At 53.1% G+C, this 26,913-nt stretch carries 28 protein-coding genes and 1 tRNA gene; 15 read left to right on the top strand and 14 right to left on the bottom strand.

What is annotated here, in order from left to right; genetic code table 11:
• Window positions 1-45: 45 nt before the first annotated feature.
• Together RUESEDTHA_RS09310 and RUESEDTHA_RS09305 are read right to left on the bottom strand one after the other, a co-directional pair.
• Window positions 46-1,011, bottom strand: a complete 966-nt coding sequence (locus RUESEDTHA_RS09310; RefSeq protein WP_180886456.1) for a LysR substrate-binding domain-containing protein — start codon at window positions 1,009-1,011, stop codon at window positions 46-48.
• Entirely contained in the window at window positions 1,008-1,784 is a 777-nt protein-coding gene (locus RUESEDTHA_RS09305; RefSeq protein ID WP_180886454.1) for an aspartate dehydrogenase, read from the bottom strand. Before RUESEDTHA_RS09305 ends, RUESEDTHA_RS09310 begins: the two co-directional genes overlap by 4 nt.
• 148 nt (window positions 1,785-1,932) lie before the next feature.
• Here RUESEDTHA_RS09305 and RUESEDTHA_RS09300 point away from each other — a divergent pair, with 148 nt between their 5' ends.
• The 5 genes from RUESEDTHA_RS09300 to RUESEDTHA_RS09280 all read left to right on the top strand — a co-directional run bounded on the left by RUESEDTHA_RS09300 (window position 1,933) and on the right by RUESEDTHA_RS09280 (window position 6,374).
• Window positions 1,933-2,886, top strand: a complete 954-nt coding sequence (locus RUESEDTHA_RS09300) for a dihydrodipicolinate synthase family protein (protein WP_180886452.1) — start codon at window positions 1,933-1,935, stop codon at window positions 2,884-2,886.
• A 97-nt stretch (window positions 2,887-2,983) separates the two neighbouring features.
• Window positions 2,984-3,526, top strand: a complete 543-nt coding sequence (locus RUESEDTHA_RS09295) for a 3-hydroxyanthranilate 3,4-dioxygenase (RefSeq protein ID WP_171125493.1) — start codon at window positions 2,984-2,986, stop codon at window positions 3,524-3,526.
• A gap of 26 nt (window positions 3,527-3,552) precedes the next feature.
• On the top strand, window positions 3,553-4,527 hold the full coding sequence (locus RUESEDTHA_RS09290; RefSeq protein WP_180886450.1) for a TRAP transporter substrate-binding protein: 975 nt from the start codon (window positions 3,553-3,555) through the stop codon (window positions 4,525-4,527).
• 63 nt (window positions 4,528-4,590) lie between these two features.
• Window positions 4,591-5,115: a TRAP transporter small permease gene (locus tag RUESEDTHA_RS09285; protein ID WP_180886447.1), complete on the top strand. Its 525-nt coding sequence runs from the start codon at window positions 4,591-4,593 to the stop codon at window positions 5,113-5,115.
• Complete coding sequence (locus RUESEDTHA_RS09280; RefSeq protein WP_180886444.1) at window positions 5,112-6,374, top strand: TRAP transporter large permease; 1,263 nt, start codon at window positions 5,112-5,114, stop codon at window positions 6,372-6,374. The genes RUESEDTHA_RS09285 and RUESEDTHA_RS09280 overlap by 4 nt, the downstream gene beginning before the upstream one ends.
• A 122-nt stretch (window positions 6,375-6,496) precedes the next feature.
• Here the strand turns inward: RUESEDTHA_RS09280 and RUESEDTHA_RS09275 are convergent, their stop codons facing one another.
• A complete protein-coding gene (locus RUESEDTHA_RS09275) occupies window positions 6,497-9,286 on the bottom strand; it encodes a bifunctional aconitate hydratase 2/2-methylisocitrate dehydratase (RefSeq protein WP_180886443.1) in 2,790 nt (929 codons plus the stop codon).
• Between the two features lie 580 nt (window positions 9,287-9,866).
• On the opposite strand from RUESEDTHA_RS09275, the gene RUESEDTHA_RS09270 reads away from it, so the two are divergent.
• Complete coding sequence (locus tag RUESEDTHA_RS09270; protein ID WP_180886441.1) at window positions 9,867-10,166, top strand: hypothetical protein; 300 nt, start codon at window positions 9,867-9,869, stop codon at window positions 10,164-10,166.
• 114 nt (window positions 10,167-10,280) lie between these two features.
• Here RUESEDTHA_RS09270 and RUESEDTHA_RS09265 read toward each other — a convergent pair whose 3' ends face one another.
• The 4 genes from RUESEDTHA_RS09265 to RUESEDTHA_RS09250 all read right to left on the bottom strand — a co-directional run bounded on the left by RUESEDTHA_RS09265 (window position 10,281) and on the right by RUESEDTHA_RS09250 (window position 14,943).
• Window positions 10,281-11,246, bottom strand: coding sequence for a hypothetical protein (locus tag RUESEDTHA_RS09265; protein WP_180886438.1), 966 nt, complete (start codon window positions 11,244-11,246; stop codon window positions 10,281-10,283).
• Between the two features lie 250 nt (window positions 11,247-11,496).
• Complete coding sequence (locus tag RUESEDTHA_RS09260; protein WP_180886436.1) at window positions 11,497-12,387, bottom strand: FkbM family methyltransferase; 891 nt, start codon at window positions 12,385-12,387, stop codon at window positions 11,497-11,499.
• A 102-nt stretch (window positions 12,388-12,489) separates the two neighbouring features.
• Window positions 12,490-13,191: a sulfotransferase family 2 domain-containing protein gene (locus RUESEDTHA_RS09255; protein WP_255431666.1), complete on the bottom strand. Its 702-nt coding sequence runs from the start codon at window positions 13,189-13,191 to the stop codon at window positions 12,490-12,492.
• An 858-nt stretch (window positions 13,192-14,049) separates the two neighbouring features.
• The gene (locus RUESEDTHA_RS09250) at window positions 14,050-14,943 is read right to left on the bottom strand and encodes an AraC family transcriptional regulator (protein ID WP_180886432.1); all 894 of its coding nucleotides are present in this window, start codon (window positions 14,941-14,943) and stop codon (window positions 14,050-14,052) included.
• A 168-nt stretch (window positions 14,944-15,111) separates the two neighbouring features.
• Between RUESEDTHA_RS09250 and RUESEDTHA_RS09245 the strand changes: the two genes are divergently transcribed.
• Entirely contained in the window at window positions 15,112-16,065 is a 954-nt protein-coding gene (locus tag RUESEDTHA_RS09245; protein WP_180886430.1) for an SDR family oxidoreductase, read from the top strand.
• 23 nt (window positions 16,066-16,088) lie between these two features.
• Here RUESEDTHA_RS09245 and RUESEDTHA_RS09240 read toward each other — a convergent pair whose 3' ends face one another.
• Entirely contained in the window at window positions 16,089-16,328 is a 240-nt protein-coding gene (locus RUESEDTHA_RS09240; protein ID WP_180886428.1) for a hypothetical protein, read from the bottom strand.
• A gap of 35 nt (window positions 16,329-16,363) precedes the next feature.
• Window positions 16,364-17,236 carry an ABC transporter transmembrane domain-containing protein gene (locus tag RUESEDTHA_RS09235; protein WP_255431665.1) on the bottom strand — a complete coding sequence of 291 codons (873 nt, stop codon included), beginning with the start codon at window positions 17,234-17,236 and terminating at the stop codon, window positions 16,364-16,366.
• Window positions 17,237-17,640: 404 nt separating this feature from the next.
• Here RUESEDTHA_RS09235 and RUESEDTHA_RS09230 point away from each other — a divergent pair, with 404 nt between their 5' ends.
• Together RUESEDTHA_RS09230 and RUESEDTHA_RS21020 are read left to right on the top strand one after the other, a co-directional pair.
• The gene (locus RUESEDTHA_RS09230; protein ID WP_180886424.1) at window positions 17,641-19,554 is read left to right on the top strand and encodes a DUF3604 domain-containing protein; all 1,914 of its coding nucleotides are present in this window, start codon (window positions 17,641-17,643) and stop codon (window positions 19,552-19,554) included.
• 300 nt (window positions 19,555-19,854) lie between these two features.
• On the top strand, window positions 19,855-20,043 hold the full coding sequence (locus RUESEDTHA_RS21020) for a ScaI family restriction endonuclease (protein ID WP_180886422.1): 189 nt from the start codon (window positions 19,855-19,857) through the stop codon (window positions 20,041-20,043).
• Here the strand turns inward: RUESEDTHA_RS21020 and RUESEDTHA_RS09220 are convergent.
• Window positions 20,025-20,774 (bottom strand): site-specific DNA-methyltransferase, encoded by a 750-nt coding sequence (locus RUESEDTHA_RS09220; RefSeq protein WP_219635841.1) that lies wholly within the window; start codon window positions 20,772-20,774, stop codon window positions 20,025-20,027. The genes RUESEDTHA_RS21020 and RUESEDTHA_RS09220 overlap by 19 nt on opposite strands.
• Before the next feature lie 447 nt (window positions 20,775-21,221).
• Window positions 21,222-21,297: transfer RNA gene (locus RUESEDTHA_RS09215), tRNA-Thr, on the bottom strand.
• Window positions 21,298-21,480: 183 nt separating this feature from the next.
• On the opposite strand from RUESEDTHA_RS09215, the gene RUESEDTHA_RS09210 reads away from it, so the two are divergent.
• Window positions 21,481-22,356, top strand: a complete 876-nt coding sequence (locus tag RUESEDTHA_RS09210) for a hypothetical protein (RefSeq protein ID WP_180886420.1) — start codon at window positions 21,481-21,483, stop codon at window positions 22,354-22,356.
• 154 nt (window positions 22,357-22,510) lie between these two features.
• Here RUESEDTHA_RS09210 and RUESEDTHA_RS09205 read toward each other — a convergent pair whose 3' ends face one another.
• The gene (locus tag RUESEDTHA_RS09205; RefSeq protein ID WP_171121949.1) at window positions 22,511-22,780 is read right to left on the bottom strand and encodes a DUF2312 domain-containing protein; all 270 of its coding nucleotides are present in this window, start codon (window positions 22,778-22,780) and stop codon (window positions 22,511-22,513) included.
• Window positions 22,781-22,940: 160 nt separating this feature from the next.
• Between RUESEDTHA_RS09205 and RUESEDTHA_RS09200 the strand changes: the two genes are divergently transcribed.
• Window positions 22,941-23,159: a hypothetical protein gene (locus tag RUESEDTHA_RS09200; protein ID WP_171122335.1), complete on the top strand. Its 219-nt coding sequence runs from the start codon at window positions 22,941-22,943 to the stop codon at window positions 23,157-23,159.
• Window positions 23,160-23,168: 9 nt separating this feature from the next.
• Here RUESEDTHA_RS09200 and RUESEDTHA_RS09195 read toward each other — a convergent pair whose 3' ends face one another.
• A complete protein-coding gene (locus tag RUESEDTHA_RS09195) occupies window positions 23,169-23,384 on the bottom strand; it encodes a hypothetical protein (protein WP_180886418.1) in 216 nt (71 codons plus the stop codon).
• 246 nt (window positions 23,385-23,630) lie between these two features.
• On the opposite strand from RUESEDTHA_RS09195, the gene RUESEDTHA_RS09190 reads away from it, so the two are divergent.
• Genes RUESEDTHA_RS09190 through RUESEDTHA_RS09175 form a run of 4 tightly spaced genes read left to right on the top strand, consistent with a single transcriptional unit; the run spans window position 23,631 to window position 25,819 of the window.
• A complete protein-coding gene (locus RUESEDTHA_RS09190; RefSeq protein WP_180886416.1) occupies window positions 23,631-24,494 on the top strand; it encodes an MBL fold metallo-hydrolase in 864 nt (287 codons plus the stop codon).
• A gap of 30 nt (window positions 24,495-24,524) precedes the next feature.
• Window positions 24,525-24,947 (top strand): YeeE/YedE family protein, encoded by a 423-nt coding sequence (locus RUESEDTHA_RS09185; RefSeq protein ID WP_171121946.1) that lies wholly within the window; start codon window positions 24,525-24,527, stop codon window positions 24,945-24,947.
• Entirely contained in the window at window positions 24,947-25,378 is a 432-nt protein-coding gene (locus RUESEDTHA_RS09180; RefSeq protein ID WP_180886414.1) for a DUF6691 family protein, read from the top strand. Before RUESEDTHA_RS09185 ends, RUESEDTHA_RS09180 begins: the two co-directional genes overlap by 1 nt.
• A gap of 9 nt (window positions 25,379-25,387) precedes the next feature.
• The gene (locus RUESEDTHA_RS09175) at window positions 25,388-25,819 is read left to right on the top strand and encodes a TIGR01244 family sulfur transferase (protein WP_180886412.1); all 432 of its coding nucleotides are present in this window, start codon (window positions 25,388-25,390) and stop codon (window positions 25,817-25,819) included.
• A 10-nt stretch (window positions 25,820-25,829) separates the two neighbouring features.
• Here the strand turns inward: RUESEDTHA_RS09175 and RUESEDTHA_RS09170 are convergent, their stop codons facing one another.
• Complete coding sequence (locus RUESEDTHA_RS09170; protein ID WP_180886410.1) at window positions 25,830-26,903, bottom strand: FliM/FliN family flagellar motor C-terminal domain-containing protein; 1,074 nt, start codon at window positions 26,901-26,903, stop codon at window positions 25,830-25,832.
• Between the last annotated feature and the right edge of the window lie 10 nt (window positions 26,904-26,913).

The following is a 26,913-nucleotide window of genomic DNA, read 5'->3' as shown; positions in this document are numbered from 1 at the left end:
GGCATCCCGGGTGATCGCTTCAAGTGAATTGGGGGAATACTGATATCATTTTGACGAATACCTGACCGGATTGTCCTGCGCTGCCTGATGCAAAGCTGCCTTGAACGCACGACCGGCAGGTGACAGATCGTCATCCGCCCGCAGGGATATTCCGATTGGCCCGTGGCCAAAGGGGACGGTCCAGTCCAACTGTGACAAATGCCCGTTCGAGAAATCCTGCGTTACCACCGCAGCAGGCATAAGCCCGATCAGATTGCGCGATTGCAACAGTGCGCGATTGGCCAGGTAAGACACGCTTTCGACCGTAACAGGCGGGACATATTGCTGCTGACCGATAAAGAAATGATCAGCCTGTCGGCGCAAGGTGGTCTCCAATGGCGGCAAAATCCAGCCAAACGGTTTAGTTTGTGCAAAGGAAACATCTGGCTTGCCCGCCAATGGGTGCTGAGGGCCAACCACTGCCAGAATATGATCCTGCAACAGCTTTTCCTGACGGATCTTGTCACGGTGCCGATGCGACGGCAGGCGCCCCACCACCATATCAATCTCACCGGACAACAACCCGGGCATCAGCACTTCATTGGTACCTTCACTGATCTTGACGGCCACGTTTGGCCTGTCGGTCAGCAGAATTTCAATAGCGGCGGGCAACAGGCTTGTGGACGCCGCCAGCAGGGTACCCACGACAACACGTCCAGAATTGCCCTCGTTCAGGTCATCCAATTCCTGAGCGGCATTTGAAACTTGCGTGAAGATCAGCTTGCCGTGGCGGATCAAGGTTTCGCCGAACACGGTCGGCACTACCCCGCGATTGGTCCGGTTGAACAGCTTGACCTCAAAATCCAGCTCGAGATCCTGAATCATTTTCGTGGCAGCAGGTTGTGAAATCCCAAGTTCGCGGGCTGCATTTTGAATATTACCATGCGCGCCCACCGCCACCAGCAGACGGAGTTGACGCAGCTTCAAGCGCGTCAACGCACGATCGACAATGCGTGAATGCCGCCCCGTCATAGCGTGATCCGTTGGGTTATCTGATCCAGCTTGGCAAGAATGCTCATCGCCGCCAGCGCCGACGAACGCGGATTGTCGGGCAAAGCATTGCCGTTGATCTGGAAATGGAAATTGCCGAAGTCACCTTCGGCCCTGATCTCGTGGACGTTTTGCGTGATAGATGGGTCAGCAATCAATTGAACACGGGTGTCATCAAACCCAAGACCAGCCAGAGCCACAGCCGCAGCGACATTGGCATTTTTCGGATAAGACAAGGCCGCCGCGCGCGCGGTCCCTTCGAAATGGGTAACGGCCCCATCGACGATGCCGTCCAGATCCAACTTCTCTTCAGCGGCAGACCCCTTCCATCCCCCCGGCGGCTTGCGTCCGACATAAGTGACCCTCGACAATTTTCCGGCCCTCGCGGCTGCCAGACAATCCAACGCTCCGATTGCGCCACTTGCCAGATGCAGCTTTGCGTTCCCCTTTTTCGCGGAAAGGCCTAAAGCCTCAGATACCTTCGGATCGGCAAGCGCGCCCAAAGAGACCGTGATCATGTTGACCCCACGGGCCAATATTTGGGGCCCTAAACGTGCCAACGCCTCATGACCTGCGCAATCAATCACCAAATCAATACCGGATGGCAGGTCGTTGACCGAGCCGATTTCCAACCCGGCGCCCTGACTAACCCGATCGGGTCGCATCAGAACCGCGCCAAGGTGGTGCCCGCGCGCGCCAAGGCCCGACGATACGTATTGCGCAATGGCGCCATTCCCGATCATTCCGATTTTCATGTGTCGAACGCTAGGACAGATCAGACCAAAACTGAATTAGAAACCCACAGGTATTCGTTATTTTGATACCCAGTTGCCCGAGTTCGGCTTGGAATGCCAATACTCAATACGGTTTTCTAACCCGAACCAGAGTGAAAGGCCCTGCCCCATGAAATACACAAAACAAGACGCCAAAGCTTATGCGCGCGAAAACATGACGGGCATCTGGGCGGCCGCTCTCAACCCGTTCCACGAGGATCTGTCGCTTGACGAGGCCGGGCTGCGGTCGAATATCCGCCATTGGATCGACGACCTTGGGATTCAAGGGCTGTTCATCGCCGGAAAGCAGGGCGAATTCTGGGCAATGACGTTGGAAGAGCGCAAACGGAACATGTCGATCGCGGTCGAAGAATGCGCAGGGAAGGCCGGAACAATCATGTCGATTTCGGATCAGAACATGGACACCGCGCTTGAACTTGGCCGTCACGCGCAGGACTGCGGCGCCGATTATGTCGTCGTACATGCGCCAATGCTCAGTTTCTGTCAGGACCGGGGCGAGTTGCTGTATCAATACTATAAACGCTTCTGCGATGAGCTTGATATTGGCATTGCCATGTGGAGCCACCCCGATAGCGGATATCTGATGCAACCCGAAGAATGCGCGCGCATTGCCGATCTACCCAATATAGTTGCGATCAAATACTCGGTTCCGCGCGACATGTATGTCAGGCTGACCCATATGGTCGGAGACAAAATTCATGTCTCGACCTCTGCCGAACATGAATGGTTGGACAACATTCTTGAACTGGACTGGAAGCTGTACCTGTGCTCATCACCGCCCTACCAGTTGCAAACCGCCAATGACCAACGGATGAATGAATACACCCGACTGGCCTTCGCAGGGAAAGCGGATCAGGCACGGCGCGTGTTCGACAGCCTGAACCCGGTACGGGACGCGATCAAGCGGACCAAACCAGCAGATAAACCAACCGCTTTCGGCAAGTACTGGCAGCACCTGCTGGGCCAAACGGGGGGCCGTGTACGCCCGCCGATGCTAGAGCTCAGCCAGGCGGAAAAAGATATTATTCGCAAGGGGTTTGACGAATGCGGACTGAAACTGTGAAACTAGCGGTATAACTTAATCCGATACCTACATGCAGACAATTTCTTTGTGGTTATGAGGAATGTCGCCGAAGTTTTTTGCCAGACGGGAGAAAACAATGTCAAAGCTAAGAGCGTTCAACTTCAAGGCTTGGATTGACGAACATCGTCATCTTCTGAAGCCACCGGTCGGCAATAAAATGGTATTCGAAGATGCCGACCTGATGGTCACCGTTGTCGGCGGCCCAAACAAACGCACCGATTACCACGACGACCCGGTCGAAGAGTTCTTTTACCAGCTTGAAGGGGACATGCTTCTCAAGCTGTTTGATGGCGAGGAGTTCTATGACGTCCCCATCCGTGAAGGCGAGGTATTTCTTCTTCCGGCGCATGTCCGCCACTCTCCTCAGCGTCCGCAAGAAGGCTCGGTCGGCTTGGTCATCGAACCCAAGCGGCAGGAAGGTGAACTGGACGCAATCGAATGGTATTGTTTTGAATGCGGGACACGCGTGTACCGGGCTGAAATGCAGCTAAAGTCCATCGTTGACGACCTGCCTCCGGTGTACGAAAAATTCTATGCATCGGAAAAAGACCGCACTTGCCCGAATTGTAATGCGATACATCCGGGAAAAGAACCGCCCGAGGGCTGGGTGCAGTTGTAGAAACAAAAAAAGTAACGGGGAAGAACATGAAACACTTTGGAAAAATCATTGCGGCCACTGCTTTGGCGACAGTCTCTGCTGTTGCGGCACAGGCCGAGGAATTCCGGTTGGGCCTGATCACACCGCCACCTCACATTTGGACCAAGGCCGCCGAAGCGTTTGGGGCCGAGTTGTCCGAAGCCAGCGACGGCGCGCACAGCGTATCCGTTTTCCCGGCGCGACAACTGGGCAACGAAGCCGAGATGTTACAGCAGTTGCAGACCGGTGCACTGGATATGGCCTTTATGACCGTGGCCGAAGTGTCAAACCGCGCGCCGGAACTGGGGGCTTTCTACGCCCCATACCTTGCTAACGACATCGGCCATGCCGGTCGTATCCTGAGGTCAGACACCGCAAAGACAATGTTGGAGCCCCTGCCCGGTCAGGTAGGCGTCGTTGGGGTCGGCTACGGTATGGCCGGACTGCGCCAGATCGTAAGCCGGGGCGAAGTTTCGTCAGCGGATGACCTTGCCGGTCTAAAACTGCGGATCACTCCGTTCACTCCAATCCTTGACTTCTACAACGCCGTTGGCGCGGCCCCGACCCCTATGCCCTTGCCTGCGGTTTACGACGCACTGGCAAATGGTCAGGTCGACGCCATCGACATGGATGCCGAACTCATCTGGGTTCTGAAATACTATGACCATGCAGATACGATCGTTCAGTCCGACCACATGATGTTCCCAATGGTTGGGCTTGTCTCGGCCAAAGTCTGGGCGGGGTTGTCCGAGGAAGACCGGGCACTGATTGGTGAGTTGATGGCCAAGCATGTGGACAGCACCATCGACAGCTATGTCTCGAACGAGGCCGGTTGGCTGGAGCAGATCGAAGGCACCGGAAAGTCCTATGTAAAGGTGGATGCCTCGTTCTTTGGCGATGCCATCGACGAATGGAATACGATCTGGTCGGAAAAGACCTCGTCGCTTGACGCCCTGCGCGCTACTGCGGCAGAAACCAAGTAAAGTTTGGTCACAGACAGACATGGCGCGAGCCTGTGCTCGCGCCATTTGTCTTGGGGATAGGTCATGTTGTACCGGTTATCGGCATTCTGGGCCCGAGTAGAGCTCTGGTCGGCGGCGCTTTTGGCGCTTATCGTAACGGTGCTGATCCTGCTGAACGTGGTCACGCGCAGCACCGGAAACGCGCTGTTCTGGGTCGACGAACTTGCGATTTATTCGATGGTTTGGATGACTTTTCTGGGGGCATCCGCCGCTTTGCACCACCGGGATGCCGTATCCATCACCATCGTTACTGATGCAGTGTCGACCCGCATTAAACATCTTATCGACAAATGCGTTGACGTGATTGTCTTTGCTTTCGCGCTGGCGATGTTGTGGTTCTGTTGGCGCTGGTTTCTGCCCTTGAACATTGTCCAAGCTGGATTCGATACCACCGCGTTTCAGGGCCAAACCTTCAACTTCATTTACGCCGAGCCCACGCTGACACTCGGCCTGCCGAAATTCCTGTTTTGGCTGGTCATGTGGCTCTTTGCGCTTGGGGCCACATTGCATTCAGCAATGCACCTCTTTGGGACGAGGCCCGTTTCATGAGCCCCATTGTCTTTCTTGTGGCCCTGTTTATCTCGGTGCCCGTGGCAATCGTTCTGAGTGTGACCGCGATCTGGTACATCTGGGAAAGCGGGAACACGATCCTCTATGACAGCTTTGCACAGAAGATGTTCGGCGGCTTGGAAAACTATGGTCTGCTTGCCATCCCGCTGTTCATGCTGACCGGCGAACTTATGAACGAAGGCGGCATGACCCGCCGCCTGATTGCCCTGGCCCGCATTTTCGTGGGCGGTTTCCGGGGTGGTCTGGCCTATATCAACCTTCTGGCGAACATGTTCATGGCTGCAATTATCGGATCGGCCACTGCCCAGATCGCCGTCATGTCGCGCGCCATGGTCCCTGCCATGGAGGAGGAAGGATATGACAAAGGCTTTGCGACGGCCACCACCGCAGCGGGCGGGTTGCTGGCCCCGGTGCTCCCACCGTCGATGATGTTCGTGATTTTTGGGGTGCTGGCGCAGATTCCGATTGGCGAGATGTTCATTGCCGGAATCCTGCCCGGCCTGATCCTGGCGGCCAGCTTTGCGCTGGTGATCGCATTGATCGGATGGCGGCGGCAATTTCCCAAAGGCAGTTGGATGAGCGCCAAGGAATCCGCACGCGCCCTTGCTGCCGCAGCACCAGCCCTGTTGATCCCTGTGGCCATCATTGGCGGCATCCTGTTCGGCATTGCCACGCCGACAGAGTCCGCTGCTGTCGCATCATTTGTGGCGTTTGTCGTCGGCTGGTTGATCTATGGTGAACTTGACCCAAGACATCTTGGCGAAATGTTCCTGAGAACGGCCAAGAACGCCTCGATGATCCTGTTCATGATCGCGGCGGCAAGTGTTTTCGGCTGGGTGATCATTTACGAAGAGCTTCCACAAAAGCTGGCCGGTTTGATCACAACCATAACCTCTGATCCGTTCCTGTTCCTGCTGATTGTCAACGCGGCGCTTCTGTTGGTGGGCATGATCATCGACGGCATCGCCGCGATTATCCTGATCACCCCGATCTTGCTGCCGATTGCCACGGGTTCATACGACATCAGCCCCTACCAGTTCGGCGTAGTCGTTTGCCTGAACCTTGTCCTTGGCCTGCTGACACCGCCGGTTGGAATTGGCCTTTACATCGCTTCTTCAATGAGCGGCGCCACACCCGGTTCGATCCTAAGATCGCTCTGGCCATTTCTAATGGCCGTAACGGTTGTCCTTGTTCTGCTGAGCTATGCGCCGTTTCTGTCGACCTACCTCATTAGCTAGGTCCACATTTCACCCTAGCATGACCGGTGGCGATACTGGGTGCCGCAAAATGTCAGCAGCGGCGCGACGGGCCGGGACAAGTTGATAGCTTGCCCATGCCCTTCGCGCCGCTGCCGTTATTGTTAGAAATGTACCGACAAGCCGCCGAGTGGTTTCTGAACCGGCGGCGCAAATTTTGTCAGGTCAATCCCTTCTACCGCCAGCTTGTATTCTTCAAGCGTCGGCGTGCGTCCCAGAATTGCGGACAGAACAACAACCGGTGTTGAGCCCAAAAGCGATTCACCCTTCTTGGTCTCAGAGTCGGCAACAACCCGGCCTTGGAACAAGCGTGTCGAGGTCGCCAGAACCGTATCCCCTTTTGCGGCCTTTTCCTGGTTCCCCATGCATAGGTTACAGCCCGGACGTTCGAGATAGAGAATATTCTCGTATTCCGTTCTTGCAGTGACCTTGGGGGTAGCGTCGTCAAACTCAAATCCGCAGTATTTCTGCAGGATTTCCCAATCCCCTTCCTCTTTCAACTCATCAATGATGTTGTAGGTCGGGGCAGCAACAACCAACGGTGCCTTGAACGCAACTTCACCATGGGCCGCCTCAAGGTTGCGGAGCATCTGCGCAACGATCTTAATGTCGCCCTTGTGGACCATGCACGATCCAACAAAGCCAAGATCAACTTTCTTTTCCGCCCCGTAGTAAGAGATCGGCCGGATCGTATCATGAGTATAACGCTTTGAAACGTCAATGTTATTGACGTCTGGGTCAGCGATCATCGGCTCGACGATTTCATCCAGATCAACGACAACTTCGGCAAAGTACTTGGCATTTTCGTCCGGCGTCAATGCAGCCTTCTCGCCCGACTTGATCTGGGTGATCCGCGCCTCTGCAATGTCGATCAGTTTCTGAAGCATTCCATTCTCATGCTCCATCCCCTTGTCGATCATGATCTGAATACGGTGCTTTGCCAGTTCAAGCGATTGAATCAGCGTGTCATCGTTCGAAATGCAGATCGACGCCTTTGCCTTCATCTCGGCCGTCCAGTCCGTGAATGTGAACGCCTGGTCCGCCAATAGCGTTCCGATATGGACCTCGATGATACGCCCCTGGAACACGTTGTCACCATGCTGCGCCAGCATCTGCGCCTGAGTTGCATGGACCACGTCGCGGAAATCCATGTGATCAGCCATCTTGCCCTTGAAGGTCACCTTCACCGATTCCGGGATCGGCATCGAGGCTTCACCGGTCGCAAGCGCCAGCGCCACAGTGCCTGAGTCTGCACCAAATGCCACGCCCTTGGACATACGCGTGTGGCTGTCCCCGCCAATGATGATCGCCCAGTCGTCGACGGTGATGTCGTTCAGGACCTTGTGAATCACGTCGGTCATCGCGTGATAGACACCCTTGGGATCGCGACCAGTCACAAGACCAAACTTGTTCATGAACGCCATCAGTTTCGGCGTATTGGCCTGCGCCTTAGCATCCCAGACAGACGCTGTGTGGCACCCGGACTGATACGCACCGTCAACGGACGGCGACAGCACGGTTGCCGCCATTGCCTCTAGCTCCTGTGCTGTCATCGGGCCGGTCGTGTCCTGAGATCCAACGATGTTGACCCGCACGCGCACGTCGGACCCTGCATGCAGCACCTTGTCCGGTGCGACACCCAGCGCATTGGCGTTAAATATCTTCTCAACCGCTGTCAGCCCTTGGTCGTCGTTGCTGATTTCCTTCGACGGGGCAAAGACCCGCGGGGCTTCGATCCCTAGGGTTTCGGCAGCAAATGTCTGCAGCTTCTTACCGAAGACGATGGCGTAAGAGCCACCTGCCTTCATGAACTCCATCTTCTGCGGCGTGAACGACCCTTCCATATCGACCAGCTCTTCGCCTTCGACGCTGAAGAGTTTTTTCTTTTTCGTGTCGATCTTGAGTACGGTGCCAGTCTCGACCGAATATTTCTGTTCAAGAACCGGATTGCCGTCGTTGTTCAGGATCGGCTGACCGTCTTCACCGATTTTCTTGCCCCAGTTCTTAAGGTCAACACCGATCCCGCCGGTCACGCCAACGGTTGTCAAAAAGATCGGAGAAATCCCATTGGTCCCCGCCACAACAGGCGCCACGTTTATGAACGGAACATAAGGCGAAGCCTGCTTGCCAGTCCAAAGTGCCACGTTGTTGACGCCAGACATACGCGACGAGCCGACACCCATCGTGCCCTTCTCGGCAACAAGCATCACACGCGCATACGGATGCTTCAGTTTGAGCGCTTCAATCTCTTTCTGCGCCTCTTCTGAGATCAGGCATTTGCCATGCAATTCGCGATCAGCCCGGGAATGCGCCTGATTGCCGGGGCTCAGAAGGTCGGTCGAGATATCGCCTTCGGCCGCAACATAAGTGACAACCTCAATCTCTTCATCAATGTCGGGCAGAGTCGTAAAAAACTCAGCCTTGGCGTAGCTGTCCAGCAAATCGGCAGCGACTGCATTGCCTGCTTCGTAAGCTGCTTTGATGCGGTCCGTATCGGCCTCGTAGAGGAAGACTTGGGTTTTCAGAACGTCAGCCGCTTGGCGCGCAATGCCCTCGTCAGCACCCAGCGCCAGATCAAGCAGCACCTCAACCGACGGCCCGCCTTTCATATGGCTCAGAAGCTCAAAGGCAAAGGCGGGCGTGATTTCGTCCACGGTCGCTTCACCCAAGATGATCGCCTTCAGAAAACGGGCTTTCTCACCTGCCGCGCTGGTGGTTCCGGGAAGTGTGTTGTAGATAAAGAACTGCAGGCAATCCGCGCGATGTCCGCTGGCTGTGTCCTGAATATGGGCGATCACCTCATTGAGAAGCGCAGCATCGTCAATCGGTTTAGGGTTAAGGCCCTGTTCTTTCCGGTTTTCGATTTCAGCGAGGTATTCATCGTATAGGCTCATGATCATTTCCACATCGGGCAAGGGGCTGGAGGGCAGCTAAATTAAGGGAAGACTCGATTTGGCATACAATGGTATACACATCAACGGAATTCAAGGGCCCCGCTTGCGACATTCTGCCCACAACCGTTCGTCACAACGCTTCTGAAACGGAATTCCAGCCACATGAACCAGGCACGTCTTTTGGATACAGGGGAAAATGGTGCCCCCACACAGACTCGAACCGCGGACCTACTGATTACAAATCTGTTTGAGGTAAAAAAATTACAATGAGTTAGTAGATTTCCTTCCATGCTTTGCACAGGAAATTAGTAGATACTAATGCCTGATTTGCTTTTTGGCATCCCATGCTGGTGGTTAACCTGAATCTATCCAACTAAGAAAGTAGCAGGGCGCAAAGGGATCAATGCGCTTAGCTCGCGTACGATTTCGCCGATGAGCGCCTTTACGGATTCAGTTCTTCTTTTGGGATGGTTACGCGCGACAAAGGCAATATCAAGTTGGGGGGGGGAAATACGCCCTCTATGACCTCGATACCATCAGACAAGTGTACCCTATTCAATAGCGCTACCCCAAGACCAGATTGGACGGCGGATTTTATTCCGGCAGCGCTGGGGCATTCCAACACCTGTTCAAAGTGATGCACCTGCGCTTGGCCGTCAGAGAAGCTCTACTGTCTGTAAAAGCAATTTTTGTCGAAAGGCAAAAAATGGAACTGGCCGTTGGGGGGCAAGGGCAGGTCAGAGACTTGACCCAATGCAGAGTGTCGTTAAAAAGAACGAAGCTGGGTAAATTGGGGAGTTGCGGGGTACAAACAGTAGATATGTTTGAACTTGATAGCGTCGATGTAGCCTTTATAACTTTTGAGCTTCAAGAATCTTGACTAAGGCAAGTGTCCGTTGACGTGATTGCAGTATTTATCGAACCAGTTTGGAGTCACCACTGAACTCTGGATCATAAAAACGCGGTCAAGCGAAATGCATGACTTGGTCTTACACTATCCAAATTGGTCTATAAACTCAGAAGTAACGACTTTTGGCTCAGGGTGATTTAAACAGAAGCTTTTTAACGCTTCTTGCTTCTCAGGATGGCGTAGGAGCTTTTGCAGTGTGGTAACCATTTCCGCTCTGTTGTGGGCGGCGTAATCACGATAACTTTCGTCCAGCCACGGCTTATCGTTGCCAAAATGATAGGTCAAGTTGACGTTTTGTAACATGAGCATTCTTTTTGATGTTGTCACCATGTTGTAAAGGAGAGGGCGCGCAACGCCGCCTATTCCCAGACACGAAGTGCTTTTTTGATAGGATTGATAGTGAGACTTTCGAAAAATAAAACAGTCAAAACCTCCGTGGAGCTTACCAATTTCTGAGGCAACGAGCGCTGGCGGAGCAGAAGTCTGATTATCGCATAGCGTCATTCGGTTTACTGTAACGGCGTCAAAACCGGCGAGGATTAGCTGTCGTATAGCACCATAAAAGTGCTCTTTTAAACAGATGTCAGCGTTTGTGTAGATAACATAGTCATTTGCACCAGCGTATTCTGAGCCTCGGTCCAAGATGTCAAACAATAAAGGAAAGGTTCGTTCGATTTCAAACTTTCCGAAATCTCTAATGTCTCTTTCCAGAAATGCGCTCTGAACAAAGCCCTTCGGTAATATGTCTACATCTTCGGGAGTACCAACTTGCACCAATTTGGTCTCTCCAAAACCTGACTTACTACTTTCGGCGGCTACGAGCATACTTTTTGCCGTTGCTTCCTGCGTGAAGTCCAAATTACCGTTGACGGAAAAAAAGTTAACAACATGAACCAATCTAACGGGCTTGTTTGGCAATTCCGGCTCACCAAAAAATTCGTACAGTTCGCCCAATTGTTGATTGCGACGTTGGCATAATACGTTTTTTGACAACCATTGAGGGGCGACGGGTTTCTGGTGTGGCGAGGGTTTGGTAGGTGCGTCGGTCAAATCAAATCCCTTTTGTCAAACTTGAAGAGTGGGAACCTTGCGTAACACTATGTATTCTGGCCGAACATTCCAGAAATTTTCCCGCCCAGAAAAGTGTTTAAACAAACCCGTTTTAAAGACCGTTAGAAGAGTTTCTGTTGGCGAAGAAAGGTTTTTTTGCTCATTCATGCGGCGAACGACGTCCCTAGACCTAGAGCAACGTTCGATGATGCCCAAGTTGATGCTTAAAAGTTTATTATAACTTAGAAATTTAACGCTTCTTTGGGGGGACAAACGAAAACACTGCCCTAGGGTTCCAGTTAACTTCGGACCAATATTTCTTGTGAACATAAATAACGTCGTTCCGCAGATGTTTTGCCTGACGATACCCAAATTCATCAAGAAGAATACAAAGTTCTGGTGTTGGACGTTCAATCGCAAGACACCGAATTCGGTACTTTTCTAAGTCTAGCCCCTGTATAGCCATCAGTTCGGCGCCTTCAATATCAAGCGAGAGAAAATCGATCTCCGTAGGAGCACTGTAGGCATCTAACTCGTCACTCAATGTCGTTGTTTCTACATGGATAATTTCGGCGTTTTCAAGCTCCTTGCCGCGAACAGATGGGTTATTGTCAGTCTCTTTTGAAACAATCCCTCCAAGCATACCGTTGTCGATCCGAAATTGCACAAGTTCGCCGGATCGTCGGGATACAGCTTTTTTTACAACCGGGGATCGCCGCTCTTTCTCAATTGTCGGCCAGTAGTTTGGATTGGGTTCAAATAACAACCCCTTCCATCCTAGCCACGATTCCAGAAAATACGTGTTGTTTATTTGGACACCATCTGCACAAGCAAGATCTACAAAAAACCGATTTCTAGGGAGCCCGTTGTTTTCGTAGTCAAAAACATAATTCACGAGAAAATCCACTTGCGCCTTCTGATCGCCGAAAGTCAACCTGCGATTAACTTCCAAGACTTCCTCTAACTTCTCCATTCTGGACTTAGTGGGCTGCCTCTGGACCATACTATTAACGGGTGATTTCGGATTTTTGGCATGATCCGGAGATGCTGCAGGGGTGGTCATTGCATCCCGAACCTGGCAGCTCTTAGCCTGCTCAGTCTTTTCAAATAGAAGTTTCTTAATTTTTTTCCGTATTCCCATCTTAACTTCTTTTCTATGTAGTCAAAATTTTGACTTACCGAGGCAAAACTTTGATGCGTGACCAAGAGAACTACGACATGAGAGCGGGTTTACTTGCATCTATTAGTGTTCAGACGCGGTTTCGAAACCATAATCAAAGCGCCTTAAGTCAACCTCGTATAGCTCCTCCACCAATTCTCGTTCTTTTGCGCCATAGTATTTTGAATAGTGTTCAGTTACTGATGCGTTTGCATTAAGGTGCAGTGCTTGTGACCGTTTTTCTATCAAACCAAATTCTAATGCGACGCTTTGTACTTTTGCGAAGTCGCTGGTAAAATTCTCTAGCCGTCCGAGAAAGTCCAACCTCTTGGGTACATAAAGAGATTGAGGTTGCCAATGGTGGTTTTTATGCTGGCCGCAGAACTTTAGGAACGAAAAAAAGTCGGCTGTATCGTCGCCGCCCATGGATCGCAGTTGCCTTTTGCGGCCCGGTACATTGGTAAACATTTTCCAGTTGGATAGAGCCCTCGCAAAGGGGTTGCGAACGAAAGAGAACCTGAAAGCGCGCGTCAAAGCAAAGACAGGTGGCTTTCTCAGGCTCATGCTTTCATCAGGGCCAAAAAACGCGCGTCTAATGGAACTTGACGCACACTTAGGCACATCGAAATAAACTAGCGGTGGATTAACGTACCTAAAGGTATAGTTTCCTTTACCGCCAGCGCTTGGGCAGCCGCAAGTTGGGCATTCGCAGTTGATTCTCCATGAAGTTATGAAGTTATGAAGCACCTTATTCGCTTTCTGACATATAGTGTAGACATCAACCATTTTGATGGTTGGCGGTTAGAGCGCAAACTGCCATATTATTCTAACATTTTTCGGTGCTCTCTTCTTTGAAACCCGATACTAATGCGCCGATTTTTCCCACTGCACCTGCAATCGTAGTTGCGGCTCCATAGGACGCCTAAGAGGGTTTGAAATCCTCGCCCCTACCCGGTCCGTACGTTCGCCCCCGCGATATTGTGCCTCCATACGCTACGATTTCGATACGTGGTTGGCCCGATTTGACTGGTCCAGTTTGATTGTTAGTGCCTGAGTGCTCTCTGGTCCATTGAGACGATGGTTTTTGGCGGTAGTGAGACAGACAAACACATAACCTCTGCCAGTTCTCCAGAACCTTATTTACTCGACAAGTAGGCTTATTGCTCTGAATTGAAGCCATGTTCGTTTTCGTTCGGGACAACAGAGTGAAACGTGACAAAAAACATCTGAGATGTGGCGCCCTGAAATTCTAATTAATTTATGGAGAACATATTCTTAAGCCTAAAGCCATTGTTGGTTTTTTTCATAAATAGTCACCCTGTCAGGAGGTTTATTGGCCTGAGGTAGCGCGATCCACCGCTTCTGCGTTTATCGACCCGCAGATGATCAAATACTTGCGCTAATCTTTCAGACAGTGAATGAACAAAGTCAAATACTATAGAAGCCATTGGTTGGGTTCGCAGCATTCGGCACTTTGCGCTCAACACGGTCTTTCGCTGCAGAGCGGAGCACTTGTATCGGATAAATGTCCACTTTGGACTCAAAGCGGTCTTTCGCTATGTAGTGCATCAATTACCGCAGCGCGGACGAAGCAGCCGTTCGCTGCGGTTGCTCCAAGGTCCGCTCTGCTCACGCAAGTCAACCTCAAGAAACTTTGACCCGTAGTTTCTGTGCCTCACCCCATTGCCTTGGAGATTGTCCATACACACGCCTGAACTCGCGACTGAACTGGGACGGGCTGACATAGCCAACGTCCGTTGCAGCCTCGTTCACCGGCATCCCGCCCGCGATTTTCATTGCAGCGTTGTTGAGGCGCATCGACTTAACGAATTGGATAGGTGCCATCGTCGTGACCTGCTTGAACTTACGATGGAAGACCGCCCGGCTCATGCCCGCTCTGCTTGCCATAACTTCAATCGAGATCGGCGCATCCAAGTGTGACGACACGTGCGCTATGGAACGTGCGATCGCGTTGCCAGCACCAAATGCCTGCCGTGCAAAGGTGCCAGCTTCTCCCTTCAGGATCGAATAGAGCAGCTCACGCAATCGCGCCTCGCCGAGAACCGCTGTATCCATCTCGCTGTCTCCGAGCCGCAGTAGCCGCAGTAGCGCTTCCGTGAACCCGTCGTCCCATCGCGCGAGCCTAATTCCCGGCTCCCGCATTTCTCTTTTGACCGAAGGCAGAACGCCCCCGGCATTTTCCATTTCCATCGCCAGTTCGGCCATAACACGTTGTTCCAGCAAGATCATAACGCCGTAGAGAGGGTTGTCATGCGAGGCCAAAGGCGTCCCCGCCTTGACCGGCATCGACATTGGGCAGCAGAGGTATTGACTGTTGTCGTATTCGTATCTTCGGCCATCCAGAACGGCTTCCTTTACACCGCTCACAATGGCCACGACACAGGGCTCATAAACAGCTGGAACACAGGGGATTGATTGCGTGGCGCGAAACAACCGTACACCCTTGATGCCCGTGTCGGTCAGGCCGTCCGTTGCGGTTCGGTCTGCGATGATTTGCTTGATCTGATCCTTGCTCATAAGAGCGATGTAAAGACTCCAGATCGATGCTGACAACTATCTTGATATAATCGGGCAAGTATTTGCGATATTCTCGCCTGTTTCTGCGTTCTGATGAGAGCTATCTACATTTCCATGCTTAAACAAAGTTCGCTTGGCCCATGCGCCAACGCGGATAGGAGACAAAAGATGCCAGATACCACATTTGGACCCAAAGGCTGGGTGCCCGAGCGCCTCGGCGACCTCTCTGGCAAGACCTACCTCATCACGGGTGCCAACGCCGGTGCCGGGTTCCAGGCCGCACGGACGCTCCTTAAAAAGAACGCCAAGGTCGTGATGTTGAACCGTTCGGCTGAGAAGTCTCAGACAGCTGTTGCGGACCTGAAGAGCGAGTTCGGCAGTGAAGCAGAAGTGATCTTCATACGCATGGACTTGGCCTCGCTCGCAAGCGTGCGTGAAGCTGCGGACGAGGTTCTAAATTCCGTTCCTCAGATTGATGCGCTCATCTGCAATGCCGCCATCGCGCAGGTACCAACCCGCAAGCTTACAGAGGATGGATTCGAGAGCCAGCTCGGCACCAACCATTACGGTCACTTCCTACTCTGTGGTCTTCTGTTTGAGCGGATCAAAGCCTCGAAAGGTCGGATCGTTGTTGTCGCCAGTCTCGGCTACAACATGGGTCTGAAGACGATCAAGTTCGACGACATGAACTGGGAAGAGGGTTACGGGCCGAATACCGCCTACTCACAAAGCAAGCTGGCGCAAATGATGTTCGCCTATGAATTACAGGACAGGCTTGCCGCCGCAGGGCGCACCGAGGTCGAGGTTTATGTCTGCCATCCCGGCTCGTCGGCAACGTCACTGATCAGTACGAGCGGCAGCCGGACGATGCGGTTCATCTGGTGGCTGATGACGAAGACACCGATGGTTCAAACGGCCGAGCAAGGATCCTATCCCGAAGTCATGTGCGCCACCGAAGAGACTTTGACCGAACAACGCGCACTCTACGGACCAACAGGCCGCTTAGAAGCCGTTGGCCCAGTCGGCAAGGGCACATTGAACCCGCACGCGTATGACAAACCCGCCATGACAAGACTTTGGGAGGTGACTGAACAAGAAACAGGCTTCAAGTGGGAGATTTGATCCAGCAGAGCCAGTGCGGCTGGTTATGCTTCGCCCACCATTGGACATTCGTGCACCTTGCTGCACTTGGTAGAAGGGGGCTCGGAGAGGACATTGAAGATAATTCGTTGAATGCCTGCAATGTGGACGAAGCTGCCTTTTGTTGCTCTTGAAGGAATGCCTGCTTTCAAGGCGACAAAGTCGTAGAATGAACGGTTGTTTGCCATAAGTTCAACGCCTACGGCAGCGATCAATACAAAGACAAGACCGGCCTCATTGGTCATTGCTTTATCCTCTTGAAACAACAGGCGGGCAAAGTTCAGTTTGGCACGTCAGCCATATCTACACCTGCGTCGCGCAGCAGTTCAAATTTCACAGCGGTTGCGCTGACCTGTCGATAAAAGGCAATCAGCTGCCGCGTCGGGCCCTGAAGACGTGTCAAACCTACAGTGGCGGCGACGACTGTGCCGACATCCGTATTGCCTTCCAGAACCTGCCAACCGCCCACGACAAGAACCCCCACCGTCCCGGCTCCGTTAATGGCGCTGAGTACAAATTTCGAAGACAGCTTCCACACGAATATCCGAGAACGGGTATCGTAGATCTCGTCAAATTTAGGTGTGATTTCCACGGCCGAGCGATCAGGGTCAACAAGCCAGTTTGTGGCTTTGCGCAATGTGTGAACCCTGTCTGACACAAGGGAGTTCACGCGAGTCTGGACGAGAAGAACAATAAACACCTGAGGGATAATCATACCGATTGCAATCAGCCCCAGAGAGGGTTGATTGGCTGCAATGTATCCGACGATCACAACAAGGGTTCCGGCCTGTACGATGGGTTCAGACAAAGCGCTTCCCGAGAACTTTCCCACTTGTTCGGCTTCGGCCGACACCATTGTGGCCTTGGCACCATAGGCAACTTTCTCAGCCCCTGCGGGGGTTTCGCGCGACAGATTGCAAATGCGCTTGCGAAGTTTGCGGATCATGTCTTCGCCCAGAACGCTCGATAGGTAACCCAGCACCCATTTCAGCGCGAGGCTCAGGATGATCACTCCACCCATTGCAACGCCGAGCCACAGCAATCCTGCGGGGCTTATTTTCTTTTCGGTCAGCCCGTTCACGATTTCCTTTTGGTAATTCAGAGGAAACGCCGCCAGGGCGGCAATGGCCAGCGACAGCAAGATGTTAACCATCTGTCGCTGTCCCGTTGTTCTCCAAATGGATCTATAAAATTCAATCACTTCACGTTCCCCTAACTTTCTTGCGGCACCTTTGCTGAACGATGCAGGTGTTATGAACGCACTGTAACACTCAGTACCATTCGCATAAAAAGATCCGTTTCCGGTGAGCAGTTGTAATGAGTTTTGAGCCCGTAAACTCTTTAAAAATCAACGACTTTTAATAAATTTTGCGGAAATAGGGGCGGTCACTGATCCCCAGTTCTGGTCTGGCGCAGACGTGCCAACTGCTGCGCAAGTTCACCACTCCAACCGTTAAGCTCGGATCCCGGATCACGCGCCTCACCCACCTGAATATTTGATTTTTTGCATATTTTTTCATACACTGCGGCATTAGTTTTTTTGTCTGGGGGGCAGTCATGAGAACTCAATTTGAACCCACGTTTTTGTTGCATGCTACAACCGCCTTAGCGTTTTCATTGGGAACACAAGCTGTAGGCTTTGAAGGCGAAGTTCCTCCTGAAGCTGTGGTCCCTGCGCAGACCTACTCTCCGTTTGTTGATCGGTCTTACCCCGATCAAGTTCTCTTTGGAGATTTGCATTTTCACACTGAAATTTCGTTCGACGCAGGGCTGGTGGGAACATCGCTGAACATCCATGACGCTTTTCGCGTTGCGCGAGGAGAGAGAATAACCTCGAATACCGGGCAGCCTGTTCAGCTCATCAGGCCCCTCGATTTCCTTGCGATCACCGAGCATGCGGAAATGCTGGGTCTTGCGACCGCCATTCGCGCGGCAGACCCTAGGCTTTTGGCCGACGACTGGGGCCGCCTGACTTATGAAAGGTTCAATTCTGGGCAGGAAGGCCGGATGGAGGCGTTTGCCGACATCATCGAAATTGCGTCAATCGAAGGCCGGGACCCAACGGCAGGTTTGGGTTTGGACGGCGACCTCTGGCAACAGATCGTGGAAACTGTCGACGAGTACTACGAACCCGGCGTTTTTACATCGTTGGCGGGATACGAATGGACATCGACACCACGTGGTGACAACCTTCATCGCGTCGTGATTTTTGGGGATGGTGCTGATAAGACCAGTCGAACCCGCCCATTGCCCTTTTTTGAAAGTGAGGACCCTGAGCGGCTGTGGGATTATCTGGCCGCCTACGAAGACGCGACAGGCGGAAGCGCCGTGTCCGTTCCCCATAACGGCAACATATCCAACGGTATAATGTTCGCGCCGACCAAGTTTGACGGGTCACCCATGGATGCGGAATACGCCGCCAAACGTATTCGTTGGGAGCCCATGCATGAGGTCACCCAGATCAAGGGAGATGAGGAAACGCATCCGTACCTGTCGCCCGATGATGAGTTTGCGGATTTTGAAACCTGGGATGTCGCAAATATCTCGGGCACCGTTGCAAAGACACCTGAAATGCTGCGCTACGAATATGGGCGTTCCGCCTTGAAGGTCGGGCTTGAGGTGCAGCGCGAGACAGGCGTTAACCCGTTCAAGTTCGGCTTCTACGGTACGACGGACACGCATACCGCCCTGCCGACCACGCGCGAGGACAACTACTTTGGCAAGTACCAACATACGGAGCCTTCGGCGAGCCGTCACAACTTTGATGTAATTCCGGCGGAAGATCCGGCATTGCGTATCATTACGGCGCAGGAGTCGGCTGCGGGCCTTACGGCTGTTTGGGCCCGCGACAACACGCGCGAAGAAGTCCACGGTGCCATCAAGCGCAAGGAGGCCTATGCCACAACCGGGCCGAGAATGCGGGTCCGCGTCTTTGGTGGTTGGGATTTCGACGCCGAAGATCTGTACGCGTCGGACTTTGTTTCCAACGGGTATCAGAATGGCGTGCCAATGGGCGGTGACCTGAAGAACGCGCCTGATGGGGCGGTCCCCGGCTTTCTGGTACGTGCGCTGCGCGATCCGGATGGTGCAAACCTCGACCGTGTCCAGATCATCAAAGGTTGGATCGATCAGAGTGGCGAGACCCACGAGCGAATTTTTGACGTGGCGGTCTCTGACGGTCGTGAGATCGGAGAAGATGGGCGCGCACGCGAACCTGTGGGCTCGACCGTAGATATTGAGAACGCCACCTACAGCAACTCAATCGGTTCCGTAGAGCTTGCCGCGTATTGGCAAGACCCAGAGTTTGATCCGGATAACAACGCGTTTTTTTACGTGAGGGTGATCGAAATTCCAAAACCACGTTGGACGACTATCGACGCCGCTTTCTACGATATCCCGCTGCCCGAGGCTGTTCCCGCGGAAGTTCAGGACCGCGCTTATACGTCACCAATTTGGTACAACGCCGAATAGCGGGCTTAGTTTACATGGCAAAACCATTCATGATCAGCTTAGACCCTAAATGATGATTCTGGGAAACAACCGCATTGGCTGAGGTGCTCCTTACCACAGCTGGCCCGCCGCTCGATTTGGTGGATAAAACGAACGACTGGTCTGATGAAGATGCGTCGGCGTATTTGAACCTGTAGTTTCGAGAGCGGACGTCCGATCTGGGGATGTCAAAGGCAGGTTTGTCCGCACGTCAGTAGTTGCAAAGAAATTCGACCAAGGACCGAATCCGCCGAAAGCAGACGCTCGCGCAAACTGCAGTGAATGACTGCGTCGACGGTAAATTTCGAAAAGTTCGGAACCAACGGTCTTCCAAAAGTGAAATTGATCAGATTTGGGTGGCTCGATCACACAGATTGGATTGGGCAAAAAGCTGCAACAGGTCAGCAAGCTCGACTGCGTCCAGAGAGCGACAGGTACAAGCTAAAGCGGCTTTATAGCAGTTCTGGCTGAGCGAAGGCCACTTTTAGGCGCTCTGCCGTCAGGTCAACATAGTCAGCGTTGATTTCGAACCCGACGGCTTTGCGTCCTGCGCGCAGAGCTGCCTCCGCCAGTGAACCTGAACCCATAAACGGATCGAGGATCACATCTCCAGGGTTGCTACATGCTTTGATTATCCTGTCCACAACCGCTGTTGGGAATTGAGCTGGGTGCGGAGTCCGCTCTTTCGAAGAACGATTCTTGCCGGAGGTAACCTTTGGAAATTGCCAAACATCAGACGGGTTTTTTGCAAGCGGATTGCATCTTAGCTTCCCGTTTTTTCTTTGGTTTGGATACTTTACGTTGGGGTCACGCACATCATCCAAGTTAAATGTATAGTTTTCTGGGTCGCGGACATACCACAAGAATTTCTCGTTTCGCGGAGAAAATGATGTGCGGGCGGCAACCCCAGCCCCGTAGTTCCAAACAACCTCCTGAATCAGATAAAATGGTACACGGTCCCATAAAAGGTATGGAATCGGAATCGCTTTTGCCCGATCTGGCAAAGACAAATAGCCAAGGTTAAGCCAAAACGATCCTGAGGATGTCGTGATGCGATGGGTAAGTTCTATCCAATTCTCGCACCAATCTATGTACTCCCCTACATCGCGTACTTCTTCATACGATTTCCCGATGTTGTAGGCGGAGAAGTGACCGTGAGAGGAATTGATGCCGCTGGCATCTGGGCAAGCAACTCCACACAATCTCCACGATAAACAGCCCAATTTTCACCTGACTTAGTCGGGGCGCCCAGAGTCTCCAACAATTCATCGAACTTCATACTCAACTCCTACAGAATTCCCGAACGTAGACTGCTTTGTCGTACTTTGGCTTCAGCACAATCGTTGCCACGGGCGACGACTCGAACGCTCATACAGGCTTACATACCACAATAAATTCTTCTGTGTGTTCATCAACCAACTATATGTAGCGTGAGCGGTATTTTCGGCGGTTTAGTTATTTTTCCTGCGCTTACGGTTTGAGATGTTGCGCAGCCCGAACATGAGACTGGTAACACTGCATCAAAGTCACGGTTACATCATGCCGACCAAAAACGCAGAAATTTAGACAATGTTTGAAAAACGTTTGAAAAAACCGAAAACCGCCAAGCTTCGCTCAGCGGTTTTTCGTTTCCGGTCAATCGGTTGAAGTGGTGCCCCCACACGGACTCGAACCGCGGACCTACTGATTACAAATCAGTTGCTCTACCAGCTGAGCTATAGGGGCACTGGACGTCGATTACTGCCTCTGGTTCTGGACTGCAAGACTCATTTTTTTCTTTTGTCGATGATTTTTGAATCCCAGCGTCAGGCGCCCCTGCCACGCCACATCAGCGTACTGGTTTGACTGTCAGTTACACAGCCTGTAACCCGACAGACGAGGCAGAAGAGGCAGGGGCAAAAAGCGAATATGCAGGTTGCTATCCACGCAGGAGCCGCATTCACCGGCGAAGGCAGAGTGTTAAAAGCCCTGAGAGCCCACAAGTCTGTGCTGACCGAGCATGGTGTTGCCGCTTTTGGCCCGCGCCAATACAAACAAGCCTTCAAGCCGACCTTCTCAACATCCGAGCCGCAGTTCCTGACACCAGAAGAAACCAGTCAGGTTCGCGCAGGCCTGACATCAGACCCCAGCATTCGCCGGGCCGTGTTCCAAAGCAATGCACTGATTGCAGACTCAAAGGCGGCTATTCAGGACGGGCAACTTTACCCACGCGCCGGAAAGCTAATGTCCGTGTTGGATCAGGCGCTCGAAGACATTCGGATCGACTTCTTCTTTGCCTTACGAAACCCGGGCACGTTTATTCCCAAACTACTAATGTCTCTGCCAGACGAAGACAGGGAAAATATCATTCGCAATACAGACCTGAGCTGCCTGAATTGGATCGGAATGGTCGACGACATCCGCGACATGGCTCCGGGCGTAAACATCACCTTGTGGAGCAATGAGGAATCGCCTCTGATTTGGGGCGACATTTTGAGAAGAATGTGCGGCCTGCCAGAGGAACTGACCCTAGAAAAAGAGTATAACTTTCTGCTTTCCCTTCTGGATGAAGCGGGAAAAGAAAAGGCGAATGCGCTTTTGAATGCGAGACCTGACGGGGAACAAACGGGCTTACGCTATGCTCTGGCGGACATCTTGGAAGATCACGCCCAACCGGAGCTTGTAGAAGAAGAACTGGAACTTCCGGGCTGGAGCACAGACATCGTGGATGCGTTTTCCGAGCTTTATGAACAGGATCTTGAAAGGCTGGAATCAATGCCAGGGGTCCAGTTGTTAAGGCCCTGAGCCCAGAAAAATTGCCCCGCCCAAGTACTGTGACCTGCGATCAATCAGCCTTTCTTGACCCGAGATAGAAATCCACCAGTCCCGGTTTGGCTGCCCACCCAGATCGCGGTGTCGTAGAAAGCAAAGCCTGAACGACACCACAAATTCGAAACCGTCAGCTCATACCCAAGGCTTCTTTGTACATCTCCAATACCGCCTCTTCTTCTGCGATATCGTCTTTGTCACGTTTGCGAAGAGCAACTACCTTGCGCATGACCTTGGTGTCGTAGCCGCGCGCCTTGGCTTCGGCCATGACTTCTTTCTGCTGCTCTGCGATGTCTTTCTTTTCAGCGTCCAGACGTTCGAACCGTTCGATAAACTGACGCAGCTCTCCGGCGGTAACGCGATAGTTGGCGGCGGCCTGATCTTCGGTCATGTCTTCCATTTATTCTCTCCCAGAGGCTGAAGTCTGTTGCCGCAAGTCGGCACTAAGCCGGATACATGGCCGCAGCACCCGCCGCAAGCGGACAATCGGGCATCGGACTTGTGCGATGCACGGGTATCCGATAAGCGCAAAGAAACTCTTTGGCCTGATGCGGAAAACCATGTTCGAAATCATCACCTGGGGCGGAGCCGCCCTGTCGCTTGCCGGACTGTTGGGACTCGTCTGGTGCATCCTGCACGTGATGAAAGCGCGAAAGTCCGGTCTGTCCGATGACGAACTGCGCGCGACTGTTCAGGGAGTATTGCCTTGGAATCTGGCCTCACTCTTTCTGTCCGTGATCGGGCTGATGCTGGTTATTCTGGGTATCTCGTTCAGTTAATCCCATAGCCTAAACAGGCAGATTATCGAACTGAGCCTCCATCGCGTCCTCACACAAGGCTGCATCCAGCCGACGCAAGCGCGAGGGGACATGTACACCCTGCTGGCGCATCCGTTCAATTACCCTTGTCACGCTTGGCTGAAGCGCCAGACGGGTTTCAAGACACGCACCCTGCAACTTTTCTTCAAGCTGCTCGGCTTCGGAATATAAATTAATTGTAGACATCTCCATCCTCCCAAATGGTGCGTTATCTACCCACATATAGGTAACCGATTTAAGACCTGCTGACCTTAACCCGACGACACGCAAAAACCCGCCTGTCTGAAATACGGTTTCGGCAGTCACCTGCGGAATGGTTAAATTCTAGGCCGATCTGAATTACCCTGCCTTGACAAACATCAATTCACGGATTCTTTATCACTATACATTCCGAAATTGATATACGAATAAGGCAGTCTGACGGAGGGCAAAATGACACCGAAGGTGAAAGCGTTTTTTGACACCGATACGTTTACCGTGTCCTACCTAGTACAGGAACCCGAGGGGACGGCCTGTGCAATTATCGACAGTGTCCTGGACTTTGACCATGCATCCGGCCGAACCGACACCAGTTCAGCGGATAAGATTATCGAATATGTTCAGGCCAACGGTTTGAAAGTCGAATGGATTTTGGAAAGCCATGTTCATGCCGATCACCTGTCGGCGGCCCCCTACCTACAACAGAATTTGGGCGGTAAAATCGGTATCGGAGATCAGATCGTCACCATTCAGGAGACATTTGGCAAAATCTTCAATGAAGGGACCGAGTTCCAACGCGATGGCAGTCAGTTTGACGCCTTGTTCCGCGAGGGCGACAGCTTTCACGTGGGTCAAATGCGGGGTGATGTTCTGCACACGCCCGGCCATACCCCGGCCTGTCTGACCTATGTTATCGGAGACGCGGCTTTCGTGGGGGACACCCTGTTCATGCCCGATTTCGGAACCGCGCGGTGCGATTTTCCGGGCGGGTCATCGGAAATGCTGTTTACGTCGATCCAGAAAATCCTGTCGCTGCCTGATCAGACACGCATCTTCGTAGGGCATGATTACAAGGCACCGGGCCGCGACGAATATGCGTGGGAAACAACAGTCGGAGAGCAGAAGGCGCTCAATGTTCATATCGGCCAGGGACGCTCGGTCGAGGAGTTCGTCAAAATGCGCGATGCACGGGATGCGACGCTTGGCATGCCCCGTCTGATCCTGCCTTCTCTTCAGGTCAATATGCGCGCGGGGCAGATGCCTCCTGCCGACAAAGAGGGTGATGTTTTCCTAAAGATTCCAGTGAATAAACTGTGAAGCCAACCAATACGTGGAGAAAAAAGAACCATGCAACTGGAATGGATTTGGGGGTTGGCCGGGGGCCTGCTGATTGGTCTGGGTGCCGCTGTTTATCTGCTAGGGAATGGCCGGATCATGGGGGCCAGCGGCATCTTGGGCGGCTTGGTCGACAATAGTGATCGCACCTTGGAACGCCTGGTTTTTGTTGCAGGGCTTGTAGGAATGCCCTTGCTTCTTCGCCCGTTGATGTCACCCACACCGCAGACCCATCTGACCGGCAATATTGCTGTCATCATTTTCGCGGGACTGCTGGTTGGGATCGGCACCCGGATCGCCAATGGATGCACGTCGGGACATGGGGTCTGTGGAATATCGCGTTTCTCGCTGCGCGGAATTGTGGCAACGGTTATCTACATCGCTGCCGGTGCAATCACACTCGCGGTTCTGCGCCACATGTGGGGGGTGATCTGATGCGGTTGCTGATCTCTTTGATTGCCGGGTGCCTGTTTGGCGCAGGTCTGCTGATCTCGGGCATGACGGACACCACCAAAGTTCAGGGGTGGCTGGACGTGTTCGGGAACTGGGATCCGACACTGGCCTTCGTGATGGGCGGGGCGATTATCCCAATGCTGTTTGCCTGGCGGATGACAGAACATCGTCGCCCCTTGGCCGGCGGCACCTTTCCGACCATGTCTCCGCCCGAGTTGGATCGGCGGCTTGTCGTCGGCTCTGTCCTGTTTGGCATGGGGTGGGGCTTGTCCGGGCTGTGTCCGGGACCTGCCATTGCCTCGGTGACCTATGGCGGCGTTGGCGGGCTAGTGTTTCTGGCCGCAATGATCGCCGGAATGTACGCAGCGCCGACTGTGGGGGCGCAACTGGACAGAACTGCAAACGCAGCCTAATCAATTGGGATGGAGATTCGCCGCATTACACCCCGCTACGCCGTCTCGCCGCAAATCACGGTCGAGGATGTTTCAGCCATAGCCGAAGCCGGATTCGTCAAGGTTATTTGCAACCGGCCGAACACCGAAGTTCCGTCAGACATGCAGTCGGACGCCATTGGCGAGGCCGTCCGTGCAGCGGGTTTGGAATATGAGGTTCTGGAGCTGACGCATCAGACCATGACACCCGAGAACGTCGCCCTCCAGCGCGAGTTGGCCGAAAGCTGCAGCGGACCGGTGCTGGCGTATTGCGCATCAGGTACGCGGTGTTCAGTTATCTGGGCCCTTGGCCAATGCGACCGGATGAGCACGGACGATATTCTGGACGCAACAACCAAGGCAGGCTACGCGCTGGAAAACCTTCGTCCCACGCTTGATCAAATTCGCAACGCGGCTGGGTAAACCCTATGGATCAGGCCACCTGACCTGCGTCATCGTTCAGGCCAGCCAGCTTCGAAATTTCGGCGGCGATCTGGTCGGAGTCGCCGAACTCCAACGTGCTATCGATGGTGTCAATCGCATGTGTGTCTGTGTGAATGGGTTCTACAGACAGCTCTGTCGAGGGATGGATTGCCGTCGTTCGTGCCTCAAAGAAATCCTTAGTCTCGGCCTGTGACGGCGCATCCTGCGGCTCGTATTCGTTCAGGCGAATTGCCCGCATCCCACCGGATTGCCCCAAACGTCCTACTGCTGTCCGAGTCCTGTCGATCGTCAGCAATTGCGCGCGATCAAGCCGTGCTCCGGTCAAAGGCAATACATCCCCCGCTGCAAGCGCCGAAAAAGAAGCTAGGGGTAAAGCCATTTGGCAAATCACAGTATTCAACTCTGCGCGCAGCACGCCCGATGCCTGTTCGATATGCGGCTCCGAATCCTCACTAGGTTCGGCATCCGCCGGGCCCGCCACTTCGGGAAGAAGAACAGAAAACCGGCCCTGTCGCAAACCGCCGCCCAGCTCGACCGTTAGATCATATGAAACATACGCATCCTGAGTCATAGCCAATGACAGCGCCCGAAGATCAGGCAACCGCAACTTGTACTGATACCCTGTCAGGCTTGCCTGTTCACTGACGGTTTCCACCAACCGTACCGCGCGGGTGAATGCGTCTTCGATCATGGGCGCAACCATCGCGGCATCCGTATCGGTAAAGGCCCGTGGCGTAGGTGTCGTTGACGTCACCTCACCAATAGTCTGCACTTGAACGATGGCCGAAACGGTTTCCAAATCCATACAGACCGCCGCCGAAAGCCCGTCGTTGTTCAGAAGATGCAGCAACAACCAGTTGTCACCGGCAAACCCCGAAAGCCCGTCGGCTGATCGAGATACCCGCCTTGCCGCGATGACCGACAACGGCAGTTGCAAACGATCCGCAGCGGTACGGGCAAGTGCCAACCGCAGCGCGCGAAGAATGGAATTCGACTGATCGCCGCGCGCGTCCTGGCTTGCAGTTAGTTTTTTCGCCAAAGCGGTGGTGACCGGTTGTGTCATGCCTGAAGTC

Origin of the sequence: Ruegeria sp. THAF57 (genome assembly GCF_903914075.1) — a bacterium.
Lineage (GTDB): Bacteria > Pseudomonadota > Alphaproteobacteria > Rhodobacterales > Rhodobacteraceae > Ruegeria.
This window is presented reverse-complemented; position numbering and strand designations above follow the sequence as displayed.

Excerpts from the sequence above, each read along its gene's own strand:
- RUESEDTHA_RS09310 (WP_180886456.1), bottom strand. The coding sequence starts at position 1,011 with ATGACGGGGCGGCATTCACGCATTGTCGATCGTGCGTTGACGCGCTTG.
- RUESEDTHA_RS09175 (WP_180886412.1), top strand. The coding sequence starts at position 25,388 with ATGGAGATTCGCCGCATTACACCCCGCTACGCCGTCTCGCCGCAAATC.
- RUESEDTHA_RS09285 (WP_180886447.1), top strand. The coding sequence starts at position 4,591 with ATGTTGTACCGGTTATCGGCATTCTGGGCCCGAGTAGAGCTCTGGTCG.
- RUESEDTHA_RS09230 (WP_180886424.1), top strand. The coding sequence starts at position 17,641 with ATGAGAACTCAATTTGAACCCACGTTTTTGTTGCATGCTACAACCGCC.
- RUESEDTHA_RS09280 (WP_180886444.1), top strand. The coding sequence starts at position 5,112 with ATGAGCCCCATTGTCTTTCTTGTGGCCCTGTTTATCTCGGTGCCCGTG.
- RUESEDTHA_RS09195 (WP_180886418.1), bottom strand. The coding sequence starts at position 23,384 with ATGTCTACAATTAATTTATATTCCGAAGCCGAGCAGCTTGAAGAAAAG.
- RUESEDTHA_RS09210 (WP_180886420.1), top strand. The coding sequence starts at position 21,481 with ATGCAGGTTGCTATCCACGCAGGAGCCGCATTCACCGGCGAAGGCAGA.
- RUESEDTHA_RS09200 (WP_171122335.1), top strand. The coding sequence starts at position 22,941 with ATGTTCGAAATCATCACCTGGGGCGGAGCCGCCCTGTCGCTTGCCGGA.
- RUESEDTHA_RS09185 (WP_171121946.1), top strand. The coding sequence starts at position 24,525 with ATGCAACTGGAATGGATTTGGGGGTTGGCCGGGGGCCTGCTGATTGGT.
- RUESEDTHA_RS09300 (WP_180886452.1), top strand. The coding sequence starts at position 1,933 with ATGAAATACACAAAACAAGACGCCAAAGCTTATGCGCGCGAAAACATG.
- RUESEDTHA_RS09190 (WP_180886416.1), top strand. The coding sequence starts at position 23,631 with ATGACACCGAAGGTGAAAGCGTTTTTTGACACCGATACGTTTACCGTG.
- RUESEDTHA_RS09235 (WP_255431665.1), bottom strand. The coding sequence starts at position 17,236 with ATGGTTAACATCTTGCTGTCGCTGGCCATTGCCGCCCTGGCGGCGTTT.
- RUESEDTHA_RS09170 (WP_180886410.1), bottom strand. The coding sequence starts at position 26,903 with ATGACACAACCGGTCACCACCGCTTTGGCGAAAAAACTAACTGCAAGC.
- RUESEDTHA_RS09295 (WP_171125493.1), top strand. The coding sequence starts at position 2,984 with ATGTCAAAGCTAAGAGCGTTCAACTTCAAGGCTTGGATTGACGAACAT.
- RUESEDTHA_RS09250 (WP_180886432.1), bottom strand. The coding sequence starts at position 14,943 with ATGAGCAAGGATCAGATCAAGCAAATCATCGCAGACCGAACCGCAACG.
- RUESEDTHA_RS09245 (WP_180886430.1), top strand. The coding sequence starts at position 15,112 with ATGCCAGATACCACATTTGGACCCAAAGGCTGGGTGCCCGAGCGCCTC.
- RUESEDTHA_RS09305 (WP_180886454.1), bottom strand. The coding sequence starts at position 1,784 with ATGAAAATCGGAATGATCGGGAATGGCGCCATTGCGCAATACGTATCG.
- RUESEDTHA_RS21020 (WP_180886422.1), top strand. The coding sequence starts at position 19,855 with ATGACTGCGTCGACGGTAAATTTCGAAAAGTTCGGAACCAACGGTCTT.
- RUESEDTHA_RS09290 (WP_180886450.1), top strand. The coding sequence starts at position 3,553 with ATGAAACACTTTGGAAAAATCATTGCGGCCACTGCTTTGGCGACAGTC.
- RUESEDTHA_RS09205 (WP_171121949.1), bottom strand. The coding sequence starts at position 22,780 with ATGGAAGACATGACCGAAGATCAGGCCGCCGCCAACTATCGCGTTACC.
- RUESEDTHA_RS09275 (WP_180886443.1), bottom strand. The coding sequence starts at position 9,286 with ATGAGCCTATACGATGAATACCTCGCTGAAATCGAAAACCGGAAAGAA.
- RUESEDTHA_RS09260 (WP_180886436.1), bottom strand. The coding sequence starts at position 12,387 with ATGGGAATACGGAAAAAAATTAAGAAACTTCTATTTGAAAAGACTGAG.
- RUESEDTHA_RS09180 (WP_180886414.1), top strand. The coding sequence starts at position 24,947 with ATGCGGTTGCTGATCTCTTTGATTGCCGGGTGCCTGTTTGGCGCAGGT.
- RUESEDTHA_RS09240 (WP_180886428.1), bottom strand. The coding sequence starts at position 16,328 with ATGACCAATGAGGCCGGTCTTGTCTTTGTATTGATCGCTGCCGTAGGC.
- RUESEDTHA_RS09255 (WP_255431666.1), bottom strand. The coding sequence starts at position 13,191 with ATGGTTGATGTCTACACTATATGTCAGAAAGCGAATAAGGTGCTTCAT.